General features: G+C 70.4%; 6 protein-coding genes. 1 reads left to right on the plus strand and 5 read right to left on the minus strand.

Annotation, left to right across the window (positions count from 1 at the left end; translation table 11 throughout):
- Positions 1-94: 94 nt before the first annotated feature.
- The 5 genes from FX134_RS04005 to FX134_RS04025 all read right to left on the minus strand — a co-directional run bounded on the left by FX134_RS04005 (position 95) and on the right by FX134_RS04025 (position 10999).
- On the minus strand, positions 95-2392 hold the full coding sequence (locus tag FX134_RS04005; RefSeq protein WP_080797929.1) for a class I SAM-dependent methyltransferase: 2298 nt from the start codon (positions 2390-2392) through the stop codon (positions 95-97).
- A 91-nt stretch (positions 2393-2483) separates the two neighbouring features.
- Positions 2484-3731, minus strand: coding sequence for an RNA polymerase sigma factor RpoD (rpoD, locus tag FX134_RS04010; RefSeq protein WP_080797932.1), 1248 nt, complete (start codon positions 3729-3731; stop codon positions 2484-2486).
- A gap of 213 nt (positions 3732-3944) precedes the next feature.
- A complete protein-coding gene (locus FX134_RS04015) occupies positions 3945-5801 on the minus strand; it encodes an extracellular solute-binding protein (protein WP_080797935.1) in 1857 nt (618 codons plus the stop codon).
- Positions 5785-8076, minus strand: coding sequence for a bifunctional diguanylate cyclase/phosphodiesterase (locus FX134_RS04020; RefSeq protein ID WP_080803729.1), 2292 nt, complete (start codon positions 8074-8076; stop codon positions 5785-5787). Before FX134_RS04020 ends, FX134_RS04015 begins: the two co-directional genes overlap by 17 nt.
- 130 nt (positions 8077-8206) lie before the next feature.
- Complete coding sequence (locus FX134_RS04025) at positions 8207-10999, minus strand: ATP-binding protein (RefSeq protein WP_080797938.1); 2793 nt, start codon at positions 10997-10999, stop codon at positions 8207-8209.
- 150 nt (positions 11000-11149) lie between these two features.
- On the opposite strand from FX134_RS04025, the gene FX134_RS04030 reads away from it, so the two are divergent.
- On the plus strand, positions 11150-12628 hold the full coding sequence (locus FX134_RS04030; protein ID WP_080797940.1) for a D-alanyl-D-alanine carboxypeptidase family protein: 1479 nt from the start codon (positions 11150-11152) through the stop codon (positions 12626-12628).
- Positions 12629-12631 lie beyond the last annotated feature (3 nt).

A 12631-nucleotide genomic window follows, 5' to 3' on the forward strand; every position in this document is an offset into this window, starting at 1 on the left:
AATATTGTCACGTTCTCGTGCGAGATTCGAGGCCGTTTTCCCTTGGGGAACGTGACAATTTCCCTTTGTCACGTTCCCCTGTCACGCCCCCCTGTTACGCGCGGCGCACGAGGTAGCACTTGTGGATGCGGGGGTTGCGCTCGAAGTCGTGCGGGATGGTCTGCGCGGTGATGTCCTCCAGCTTGACGCCGTACTTGGCGAGCGCCTCCTCGTCGGGCTTGAACGTGCGCAGGTTGCACGAGAACACGGCCTCGCCCTCCTCGGACAGAAGGCGCGACACCCCTATCAGCAGCTCCACGTGGTCGCGCTGCACGTCCCAGGTGCGCTTGCCCATGGCCTTGGAGTTGGAGAAGGTGGGCGGGTCGACGAACACCAGGTCGAAGCGGCGGCCCGTGCGGCGCGCCTCCCTGATCCACGGCATGACGTCGCCGCGCTCGAAGGTGTGCTCCTCCCCCGCGAAGCCGTTCTGCTCCATGTTGCGCCGCGCCCAGTCGAGGTAGGTCTGCGACAGGTCGACGGTGGCCGTCGTGCGCGCCCCGCCTGCGGCCGCGTGCACCGTGGCCGTGCCGGTGTAGGCGAACAGGTTGAGGAAGCGCTTGCCCTCGGCCTTGCGCCCCACCAGCTCGCGCGTGAGCCGATGGTCGAGGAACAGCCCCGTGTCAAGGTACCCCGCCAGATCGACCTCGAACGTGAAGCCGTCCTCCGCCACCTGCGTGACGTAGGCGCGCCGGCCGGCGTCGCGGTACTGGCTGCCGCCCTTGTCGCGCTGGCGCACCTTGGCGAACACGTGGTCGGGCCGCACGCCGAGCGCCGGCGGCACGAGCGCCAGCACGTCGTCGAAGCGCCGCCGCGCACGCGCGGGGTCGACGGTCTTGGGCGGCGCGTACTCGGCCACATGGACGTAGGTGTTCCCGGCCGCCTGGCCCGCGCCCTCGTACACGTCCACGGCCACGGCGTAGTCGGGCAGGTCGGCGTCGTACACGCGGTAGCACGTGACGCCCTCGCGCCGCGCCCACTTGCGGCGCTCCTTGGCCACCTTGCGCAGGCGGGCGGCGAACTGCTCGGAGGTCTGCTCGAGCACCTCGACGCGATGCTCCGCGCCGCCGGCGGAGTCGGGCACGACCACCGTGACGGCCTCCTTGGGCGGCGCGTCGAACACGAGCGCCTCGGTGGCCACGCGGTCGCGTCCGAGCTTTGCCTTGAGCGCGGGAGCGGCGCCGAAGCGCGCCTCCACGCCCTCGCCGCCCGCCGTCGCGAAGGCCGAGCCCTCAGGAGCCGCCGAGGCCGCGCGCACGAACGCGACCGCCTCGGCCTGCGCCCGCGCCTCGGACGCCTCCCCTGCGGCCAGCACGCTGGCCACCGCGCAGGGAAGCGCCTCCATCCCGCGCCGCCTGCCCGCCGCGGCGCTCGCGCGCTCCACGAGGCCCGCGACCGCATCGGCATCGGCGAGCTCGACGGTGAGCGCCTGGCGCAGCCCCGCGCGCTTGGCATGGTCGCGCGCGCGGGCGATGGCCGGCGAAGATGTGGAGGCGCCCGCCACGCGCACGTAGGCGGGATCGGGCGGGGCCGAGGCGGGGCCGTCGAGGGCGCCCGGCGCGACGGCCGCCTCGAGCCCGCGCTCGAAGCGCTCGTCGGCCTCGGCGATGAGCTCGTTCCACGCCTCGGGCTGGGACTGCTGCCAGCCGAAGAAGCCCCAGCGCTCACGGGTGAGCCCCGGCGCGAGATCGCAGGCGACCGAGGCCGCCTCCACCGCGAGAAGACCGTCGCCGCAGGCCGGATCCACGAGCGCCTCGCCGCGCGCCGCGCGCTCGCGCCAGCCGGCGAGCGCGAGCAGGCCCGCCGCCAGCGCGCAGGACAGCGGCGCGTCGGGCCCGTCCTGGGGCGCGAGGTAGGGTCGATGGTAGAGCGACTCGCCCGACAGGTCGAGCGACACGGTGGCGCGCGCCTCGCGAACGCGCACGTCCACCAGGGCATCGGCGTTCGCGGCGTCCACGTCGGGGCGCTCCCCGCGCGCCTCGCGCAAACGGTCGCACACGGCGTCCTTCACCTTGAGCGCCGTGAAGCGCGTGTTGCGCAGCTCCTCATTCATGCCGTGGGCCTGCACGGCCATGCTCGCGCCGTCGGCGATGACGTCCTCCCAGGGAAGGCGCCGCACGCCCTCGTAGAGCAGCTCGGCGTCTCCCGCGTTCACGCGGCCCACCACCACGAGCACGCGCGAGGCCAGCCGCGACCACAGGCACGCGGCCAGCGCATGGCGGACGTCGCAGAAAAAGGCGACGCCCCCGCCGAGGGGGCGCACGCGCTTGATGCCGAGACGCTTCAGTTCTTCGGCGAGCTGCCCCTCCAACCCGGAGAGGCAGCTCGCGAACAGTTCGAGGTTTTCGTTTTGCATTCCGGCCTCTCATCGGCCCTTCGGCCGCACGGGATCCTTCGACTGCGCGGCCGCCTTCGGCGACCGCTTCGCTCAGGATGACGATTCGCCCTTAATCTTCGAGGTAGTCCTTCAGTTTGGACGAGCGGGACGGGTGGCGCAGCTTCGCGAGGGTCTTGCTCTCGATCTGGCGGATGCGCTCGCGCGTGACGCCGAACTCGCGGCCGACCTCCTCGAGCGTGCGCGGATGCCCGTCCTCGAGCCCGAAGCGCAGCGCGATCACCTTGCGCTCGCGCTCGGCCAGGCCGTCGAGCACCTTGCTCAGCTGCTCCTGCAGCATGCTGAAGCTCGCAGCGTCGGGCGGCACCACGGCGGCGTCGTCCTCGATGAAGTCGCCCAGCTGGGAGTCCTCCTCCTCGCCGATGGGCGTCTCCAGGCTCACGGGCTCCTGCGAGATCTTCTGGATCTCGCGCACGCGCTCGGCAGACAGCCCCATCTCCTTGCCGATCTCCTCGGGGCTCGGCTCGCGGCCGAGCTCCTGCAGAAGCTGGCGCTGGATGCGCACGAGCTTGTTGATGGTCTCCACCATGTGCACCGGGATGCGGATGGTGCGGGCCTGGTCGGCGATGGCGCGCGTGATGGCCTGGCGGATCCACCAGGTGGCGTACGTGGAGAACTTGAAGCCCTTCGTGTAGTCGAACTTCTCCACCGCGCGGATGAGGCCGAGGTTGCCCTCCTGGATGAGGTCGAGGAACAGCATGCCGCGGCCCACGTAGCGCTTGGCGATGGACACGACGAGGCGCAGGTTCGCCTCGATGAGCTGCTGCTTGGCATCGAGGCCCATCTGCTCGATGCGGCCGAGGCGGCGCTTCTCGCGGCGCTCGAGCTCGACGCCCTCGTCCTCGGCGCGCTCGAGCTCCTCGGTGGCGGCGACGCCGGCCTCTATCTTCATGGCCAGGTCGATCTCCTCGGCGGCCGTGAGCAGCGGCACCTTGCCGATCTCCTTCAGGTACATGCGCACCGGGTCGCCCGTGAGCATGGTCACGCTGGCGTCGGCGTTGCGCTTGCGGGCCGACGAGCGCACCTTGCTCTTGGTCACCCGGGGCAGCTGCACCTCCACGGTGGCCTTGAGCTCCTCCTCGGGGATTCCCTCGAGCAGGTCCTCGTCGCTTTCATCGGACAGGCCGCTGTCGTCGGACAGGCCGCTGTCGAGCTTATCGTCGTCGAGCGCATCGGCCGAGACCACGTCCGGGTCGGCGTCGAGCGCCTCGTCATCAAGTATCTCTTCGGTATCGATCGGGGCTTTCGCAGCTTGGTCATCCGTTTGCGCGGGCGCTTGTTTCTTTGAGGCTTGGGCCACGTGATCTTCCTTTCCAACAGGACGGTGCGAGGGCATGCAGACACGCACGCACCGGGCGCAAAGATACAGCGGAGCAGTATACCACAACCCCGGCGCTTTGTTCCAGCGCGCTTTTCCGCGCTTTGACGGCCGCCGGCTGGCACCGCAGAATCCTTCGACTCCGCGCTGACGCGCTCCGCTCAGGATGACAAACCCGGTCGCTCCGCTCAGGCGTCAGCCGATATCGGGGTGGGCGGCCATGTACTCGGTGGCGGCTCCGATGGGCTGGTGCTCGGTCACCTGCACGTCGCTCACGCTCTCCTCGTCCACGGTGCCGGCAAGGTAGGTCACCGTGAACTCGTCTCCGTCGGCCACCTCGCGGCCGCCAACGGAAAGCGAGGTCACCTTGTGCGCGTCGTCGTAGGACACCTCGGCGCCCGCCACCTCGTAATAGAACGGCAGAAGATCGCCGGTCCACCCCTTCTGCTCGAAGGTCTGGCCGCTCTCCAGAAGCCCGCGCAGCTCGGCGCCTGAGATGCGCGCCGTGGCGAGCGTGGTGGGCTCGTTGGTATAGGGCAGAAGGATGGTGAGCTGGTTGGAGTAGAAGTCGCCCTCGTAGAGCCGGCCGCACACGCCGTTCACGTGGAGCTGGCCGTTCGGCAGCCCGCCGGGCAGCATGAGCCCCAGATCGGTGCCCTGATGCTCGCGGAACGCCTCGGCGAAGTAGCGCACCGTCTCGTCCTTGCTCAGGTCGCGCGTCACCCGGCCGAGCTTCTCCCCCATCTGCGTCTCCGACTTGCTTTCGGCCATGGCGTCGTCGCAGGCGGCCAGCACCTCGGCCGAGGTGGCCTGCCCCTGCATGAACTCGCCCAGGGCGTTGCCGCCGGGAAGCGCCGCCGTGGCGTAGGTGGCGGCCTCCACCAGGTTGTTGCGCTCCACCACGTCGGCGTAGTCGCCCAGCAGCGCGTCATCGTCGTCGGCCGTCCCTTTCGTGGAGGAGTAGCGCCCCTCGGCGCCGCCCATGAGTATCTCCTGGCCCTCCGGCGTGCTCATGAACTCGAACATCTCCAGCGCGATGGCCAGCTTCTCCTCGTTGCCGGGCTCCTCGAGCTTCTTGTTGATGCCGTAAAGGCCGCTCGTCCAGTAGAAGTACCAGGCGTTCTCCTGGCCCTCTCCCTTCGCCAGAAACGGCGCCACCCCCGCCTCGAAGTCGAAGTCGTTCGCGCTCACGGAGCTGCTCAGCCCGTAGCACATGGCCGCCTGCCCGCTTGCGAACAGCTTCGTGGAGTCCTGGGCGGTAAGGCTCAGGTCGTCGGCCGTGATGAGGCCGGCGTCCAGCCACAGCTGGAACTCGTCCATGTACGGCTCGAACACGCCGGTCATGGCGGCCTCGCCGGCAAGGAACCGCCGCTCCCAGTCGATGCCCTGCGGCGTGTGGATGAACTGGGCCGACGCGATGTTGGTGAGGTGGAGGAAGCGGCTGCCCGGCAGATCCAGGGAATACGACAGCAGGCGGATGCCCTCCGCCTTCGCCTGCTCGTTGAGCGCGATGAGGTCCTCCAGCGAGCGCGGCAGCTCCCAGCCGTGCTCGGCGAACATCTCCTTGTTGTAGATGAGCCCGGAATAGGTGAGGTAGCCGGGCAGATAGAACACGCGCCCGTCCATGCTGAGGCGGTCGACCACGCTGGGAAGGTAGCGGCTCATGAAATCGTAGCCCGCCAGATCCACCAGGTTGTTCTCCAGATCCTCAGTGAGGTCCAGGTTGCGCGTGTTCACCAGGATGTCGGGGATGTCGTGGTGCTCCAGCTCGAGGATCTGCTGGCCGGAGTAGTTGCCGTTGGCGTTCACGTCGAACTCGAAGCGCAGGTTGGGATGGCGGCGCACCATCTCGTCCATGATGCCCTGGGGCAGCATGTCCACGCGGCGCTTCGACACCGTGAGCACTATCTCTTCATCGCCCGACCCCTCGCCGCCCGCGCCGCCCTCCGAGCAGCCTGCGAGCGCGCCCAATCCAGCCAGCGCCGCAACCAGCGCGAGCACCAACGTCCAGCGACGCGCCGCCCGGGCCGTCCTTCTAGTCGTCTGAGTCATCAGCGCCTCGCTTCCCCTCGTCGATACGGAACTCCTGGAACTGTTCGGCGGGCATGGGCCGGCCGAACACGTAGCCCTGCACCATGTCGCAGCCGATGCCCTCCAAGAAGCTCACCTGGTCGAGCTCCTCCACGCCCTCGGCCACCGTGGCTATGCGCATGGCGCGCGCGATGCCCACGATGCCGCCCACGATGCTCTCGGCCTTCCCCGCGTCGCTCGCATCGCCCACGAAGAACCCGCGGTCGAGCTTGATGATGTCCACCTCCAGGTTGCGCAGCATGTTCAGGCTCGAGTAGCTGGAGCCGAAGTCGTCCATGGAGCAGCGCGCGCCCAGGGCGTGGATGCGGCGGATGACCCGGTTGATCTCGTCGATGCGGTCGAACACCACCGATTCGGTGAACTCGAACTCGAGCCAGCGCGCGGGCACCCGGTTCTCGCGGACGTGCTCCTCGTAGCGGTCGAAGAAGTCGGGCACGTCGAAGTTGGCCCGCGAGATGTTCACCGAGATGGACACGAGCGGCCGCCCCTCGCTCTCCCAGCGCTTCAGCAGCGCGCACACCTGGCGAAACATGTAGAAGTCCAGCTGGGCTATCATGCCGTTGCGCTCGAAGAGCGGGATGAACTCGTCGGGGAAGAGCTTGCCCTCGGGCCCGAACCAGCGCACCAGGGCCTCGGCGCCGTCGACGCACCGGCCCGGCAGCGCCACCTTCGGCTGCAGGAACACGTGGAACTCTCCGCCCGCGAGCGCGGCGGGGAACCGGTCCTCGAGCTCCTTCTCGCGCAGGAACCGCCGCCGCAGCCGGGCGTCGTAGAAGCCCACGCGCGACCCGCCGGAGAGGACCTGCTTCTCGGCGCTCGTGCGCGCCAGGTTCGCGGCGTCGATGAGCAGCGTGAGCTCCTGCTTGAGCGCCTCCTCGTCGAGCAGGTACACCCCGAAGTCCATGGACACCCGCGCGCCCTCGCTGCCCTGCGCCGCCGCGATGGAGAACTCGTCCAGGCGCTTTTTCACCTCGGACTCGTCGGTGGGGTTCAGCAGGGTGACGAAGTGGTCGGCCGCCACGCGCCCGGTGAACTCGCCCTCGCGCATGCGCTCCCCGATCATGCGGCTCACGGCGGCGAGCAGCCTGTCGCCGCCCTCCTTGCCCTCGCGGTCGTTGTACGACTTGAACTTCGCGATGTTGGCGTACACGAGGGCCCGGTGCAGCATGTCGCCGCGCGCCGCGTCCTGGAAGCGCTCGCGGAAGCGCTCGAGGGTGTCGCCGCCCGTGACCGGGTCCACGTAGGCGATGTGCTCGAGCCGCCGCCGGTTGCGGTGCTGGGCGACCACCACGAGCAGCATGACGGCCCCGAACACGAGCGCCACGGTGACGCCCACCGCAACGGTGAGCAGGTACAGGCTGTTGGAGCGCTCGTCGATGTAGCTGCTGGGCACGAAGGACAGCAGCCGCCAGTCGCTCACCCCCACGGGCGTGTAGCACACGTAGGTGGGCACGCCGTTGTAGTCCACCAGCACCACGCCCTGCGCGCCGGAGGCGAGGTCGGCGCGCAGCCGCTCGGCCGCCTCCTGCTCCGCGGGGTTCTGCGTCTCGAGCGCGGACACGATGTTGTACTCGCTGCTCACGGCCGTCTGCTCCGCCGAGCGCACGGCCACCGAGCCGTCGCTGCGCACGATGTAGGCGAAGCCCTGGCCGTCGAACGAGTCGATGGACAGCAGGTGCAGGATGTCCTCGACGCCGTACACCCCGACGAGCGCCTTCATGCGGTGGCCCTCGATCTCGAAGTCGACGGGAATGGAGAACACGAGCACGTCGCGGCCGTCCATGCTCTCGATGCCGGAGACGGAGGACTCGCCTTCGAGCAGGGTCTTGTTGAGGTAGTCCTGCGAGCGGACGTAGCGCTGCGTGCCGTCGGCGAAGCACCACATGCCGTCCTCGTCCACGTAGGCGAGCTTGTCGAGGTTCCACCGGGCGCGCTCCTCGGCCATCTCCGCGTTCAGCTCGGCGAGGGTGGCGCCGGCCTCCACCCGGCTCCTCTGGCCGCGCTCCACCGTCTCCAAGGCCGAGAATATCTGGGAGGTCACGATGCGCACGTTCTCGGTGATCTGGCCGGAGATGTCCTCGAGGTAGCCGATGCTGTCTTCACGCGTGAGGTTGCGCACGGTGTCGGAGTACACGTGGACGAGCGCGCCGCCGCCTACGACCGCCACGAGGACGACCGCGACGATGCCGGCGGCCAATCCGAAGGCGCCCCGCCTTCCTCTTGGTGCGCGACCCATGTTCACCTCCCCGCACGTTTGTCTGCATCGTACATAGTAACCGAAAACGGGCCGAAGCGACAGAGGACGCAGGTGGGCGGCACCATGGGCGGCGAAAGACGGCGCGGCCGGGGGCGCGGGCGCGGCGCCCCTAGCCCTGCCGGCCCAGCAGGCCCTCCAGCGTGTCGTAGAGCTGGCGCGCGTCGAAGGGCTTCGGCACGAAGGCGTCCATGCCCGCCGCGGCGGCCTTGTCGCGATCCTCCTGGAACGTGTTGGCCGTGAGCGCGACGATGGGTACGGCGCGCGCGTCGGCGCGGGGAAGCGCCCGGATCTCGCCCGCGGCGGCCAGGCCGTCGAGCACGGGCATCTTCACGTCCATCAGCACGAAGTCGTAGGCGCCCGGCTCGGACGCCGCGAACAGCTCCACGGCCTCGCGCCCGTCGGCGGCGCGATCCGACGCCACGCCCTCCATCTCGAGCAGCGCCTGGGCTATCTCGGCGTTCAGGTCGTTGTCCTCGGCCACGAGCGCGCGCGTGCCCGAAAGCGTGCGGGCGGGCGCCTCCTCGGCGAGGCTGCCGCCCTTCCCTTCCGGGCCCTCCCCTCCGGCCACGGGCAGGCGCAGCGTGAAGAAGAACTCCGAGCCCTCGCCCCAGCGGCTGGACACCTCGAGCCTGCCGCCCATGAGGCGCACGAGGTTGCTGCTGATGGCCAGGCCGAGGCCCGTGCCCTGCGCGTTGCGGCGGTTCTCGGCGGCCTGCTCGAACGACACGAAGATGCGCTCGAGGTCCTCCTCCTTGATGCCCGCGCCGTCGTCCTTCACGCCGAAGCGGATGGAGGCCGCGCCGCCCGCGCGCGCCGTCTCGTGCAGCGTGAGCTGGACCGCGCCGCCCGCGTCGGTGAATTTGAACGCGTTGGTCAGCAGGTTCGCGAGCACCTGCTGCAGGCGCACGTCGTCGGCCTCGACGAGCCCCTCCACGTCGCAGCGCACCTCGAGGGCGAGGCCCTTTTCCTCGGCCAGCAGGCCGAACATGCTCTGCAGGCGCTCGGCGAGCGAGCGGGGGCTCATCGGCGCGGGCTCGATGCGCATCTTGTCGTTCTCGATCTTGGACATGTCGAGGATGTCGTTGACGAGCGCGAGCAGAAACTGCGCCGAGGTGTTGATCTTCTCCAGGCTGGCGCGGATGGCGGGCGTCGCCTCGCCCGAGAGCGACGCGACGTTGGACAGCCCGATGATGGCGTTCATGGGGGTGCGGATCTCGTGGGACATGCGCGAGAGGAAGTCGGCCTTCGCGCGGCCCGTCTCCTCGGCCTTCTCCAGGCGGATCTCCATCATGCGGTTGCGCACCTTCGACACCGACACCACGATGGCCACCGCCGCCACGAGCAGCGCCACCACGAGCACGACGCCAGCCGCGACGAGCGGGTTCTCCACGATGAGCGAGCGCAGCGACACGGGGCGGTCGCCCATGGGCACGGCGTTGCGCGAGAGGGCGGAGTCGAGCTCCTCCTGCGTGAGGCTGTTGATCGCCTTGCTCATGACCGCGTAGAGCCCCGCGTCCACCGGCTGCGGGAACGCCACGGTGAACGAGGTCTCGCGGTGATCGGAGGTGGCCGGGGTCACGTTGGAGAAGGAGCGGTCCATGAACAGGCGCTCGGCGTAGGAGGCGGGCATGCTGGTGAAGTCGGCGCGGCCCTGGTTCACCGCCTCGAGGCACTCGGCGTAGGAGGCGAAGCGCTCGACGCGCGCGCCCTCGGCCGCCTCGCCGGCGACGCGGCCCTCGATCTGGGCGAACACCTGCTCGCGCCCGTCGCCGAGCGTGAGCTTGTTGCGCAGCACCACCTCGTCGAGGCTGGCGAATCCCTTCGTGAGCGCGAGGCCGCGCTCGGCGGCGGCGTGCGCGTCGTCCATGAAGCCGCCCAGCAAATCGGCCCCGCCCGACGCGACGAGGCCGATGGCCTCCTCGTAGGTGGCGGCGTGCACGAAGCGAAACGACAGCCCGGTGAGCTCGGCGATCCGGTCGAACACGTCTTTCACGATGCCCTGGCACGACCCGTCGCGCTCGTAGTAGAGCGGGTAGCGGTCGGCCACCACGGCCACGGTTACCGACCCGGAGGCCTCCACGAAGGCGCGATCGTCCTTGGTGAGCGAAAGCGGGCTCCAGCGCGCCTCGGGGTAGTAGGCGCGGTAGAGCTCGTCGGCGAAGGCGGGGTCGGCCGCGAACACCTGCTCCATGGCGGCGTCCACCTCGGCGACCAGGTCGGAGCCCGCCGCCGAGACGATGTAGTACGGCTCGTTCTCGAACTCCGCGACCACCTTGCATCCCTCGGGCACCCCCACCTCGCTTCCGAGCTTGACGTCGACGAGCCCGTCTGCGAGGCAGCTCTCGTAGGAGTCGAGCCCGAGCGGCACGATCCGGCAGTCCAGGCCGTTGAAGTCGATGAAGTTCTGAAGGCGCCGGTTCTTCTCCACGGCCTTCTCGTACACGCCGATGGACGCGCCGTCCAGGCTGCGCACGTCGTAGCTGACGAGGTCGTCCCGATCCTCCGGGCAGACGAGGAAGGCGTGGTTCGAGCCGATGGGCATGCGCGCGTACCCGTAGGAGTCGGCGAGCTGCTCGCGGAGGTACATGCCGCCCATGAGGTCGATCTCCCCGGAGGCGACCCGGTCCATCAGCTCCTCCACGTCGCCGTCGACGAACTCGTAGGTCCACCCCGTGTACTTCGCGATCTCGACGAGCCAGTCGTAGAAGATGCCGCTGCGCACGCCGGACTCGTCGAGGGCGCTGATGCCGGGCGTCGGGGGAAACGCCACGGTGAGGACGCGCCCCGCCGGGGCCTCGGCCGGGGCGGGGCCCTCGTCGGCGAGCGCGCAGACGGGGGCGGCCCCCGCGGCGAGCGCGGCGGCGAGCGCCAGGCGGACGAGCCGCCGAACCCAGTTCCCCACGGGCGCCTCCTTGTCTTGTCGGGGTCGGGCGGATAGAAACTGAACGTTCAGGATACCATGGGGCGCAAGGCCCTTCGAGGCGCGCCGCGCGCGATCCGGCCGCGCGCGGTATACTGGGCGGCGACCAGCCGAACGAAGAGAGGAGCCGCCATGTCCCTGCGCCGACCGAAGCCGCTCGCGCGCCGCGCCGCAGCCGCGGTCGTCTGCCTGGCGCTCGCCGCGGGCCTGGCCCTTTGGCGCGCGGCGCCGGCGCTCGCGGCCGAGGGCGACGAGACGCTCGGCTTCTCGCCCGAGGAGCTCGGCTTGGCGGAGGAGGACCTGCCCGCCATCGACGCCTCCTGCGCGGCCGTCGTTGACGACGAGGGGCGGGTGCTGTTCGGGCGGGCCGCGCGCGAGCCCGCGCAGATCGCCTCGCTCACGAAGATCATGACCGCGGCCGTGGCGGCCGAGCACCTCGCCGCCGACGACGCGGTGACGGTCACGCCCACGGCGGCCTCTGTGGGCGAGTCGAGCGCGGGGCTTCTGGCCGGCGACGTGCTCAGCTTCGACGACGCGCTCAAGGCCCTGCTCACGGCATCGGGAAACGACGCAGCCATCGCCATCGCGGAGGCGGCCGGAGGGCTCATCCTCGCCGACGCGGGGCAGCCCGGCGCCGGGCCGGAGGAGGCCCAAGCCACGTTCGTCGACGCCATGAACGCGAAGGCCGCCGAGTGGGGGCTCGAGGCCACCGTGTTCGCGAACCCGCACGGGCTCGACTTCGACCAGTGGGCGCAGGGCCAGGCCAGCTGCGCGCGCGACGTGGCGGAGACGCTGCGCCGGGCGATGGAGTCCGACCTCGTGCGTGCGAGCATCGGCTTCTCGCAGACGGATATCCGCGTCATGCGCGGCGGCGCGGAGGCGACGGTGAGCCTCGCGAACACCGACGAGCTCCTGAAGTCCTACGAGGGGGCGTGCGCGGCGAAGACCGGCTACACCCTGGCGGCGGGCCCCTGCGCGGCGGGCGCCGCCGTCCGGGACGGCCGGGAATACTACGTCGCGGTGCTGGGGTCGTCGTCGAAGGCCCAGCGGTTCGCCGACGAGGCGGCGCTGCTCGATTGGGCGATCGGGCGCGGCGGCGAGGCCGCGGCCGCGGCGCGGGAGCTCGAGGAGTCGCGGGAGCGCGAACGGGAGGAGGCCGCCGAGGCCGAGCGGCGCGCGCGGACGGCGCGGTTCCAGCTGGTGGCGACGGCGCGCACGGTGGAGGCCGAGATAGGCGGCGAGCGGGGCGCCTATCCGCTCGTGGCCCTCGTCGCGCACGCCGACTGGCCGCGGCGCACCGTCCCCGCCACCGTGGCTGAGCCCGGCAAGATCGTCGAGCTTCCCTCCGAGGGCCCCCGCATCGAGCAGGAGGCGACGTTCTTCGAGGTGAGCGGCGACGTGCGCGCGGGCGATGTCGTGGGGCGCCTCGCGTTTCGGCGCGGAGGCGAGGCCGTGTGGGAGACGGACCTCGTAGCGGCCGAGGACGTGGCCGCCCCCGCCTGGTGGGAGGCCGTGGGCATCGCGCTCGAGCGCTTCGTGGGAGGGCTCACCGGCGCGCCGGCCGCCGCCGAGAGCGAGCTTCTCACGCTGGGCACCGTGCGCCTGCCCTGAGCG

Origin of the sequence: Arabiibacter massiliensis, assembly GCF_902386925.1 — a bacterium.
Lineage (GTDB): Bacteria > Actinomycetota > Coriobacteriia > Coriobacteriales > Eggerthellaceae > Arabiibacter > Arabiibacter massiliensis.

Coding starts and splice junctions, on each gene's coding strand:
- FX134_RS04005 (WP_080797929.1), bottom strand. CDS start 2,392: ATGCAAAACGAAAACCTCGAACTGTTCGCGAGCTGCCTCTCCGGGTTG.
- FX134_RS04015 (WP_080797935.1), bottom strand. CDS start 5,801: ATGACTCAGACGACTAGAAGGACGGCCCGGGCGGCGCGTCGCTGGACG.
- FX134_RS04020 (WP_080803729.1), bottom strand. CDS start 8,076: ATGGGTCGCGCACCAAGAGGAAGGCGGGGCGCCTTCGGATTGGCCGCC.
- FX134_RS04030 (WP_080797940.1), top strand. CDS start 11,150: ATGTCCCTGCGCCGACCGAAGCCGCTCGCGCGCCGCGCCGCAGCCGCG.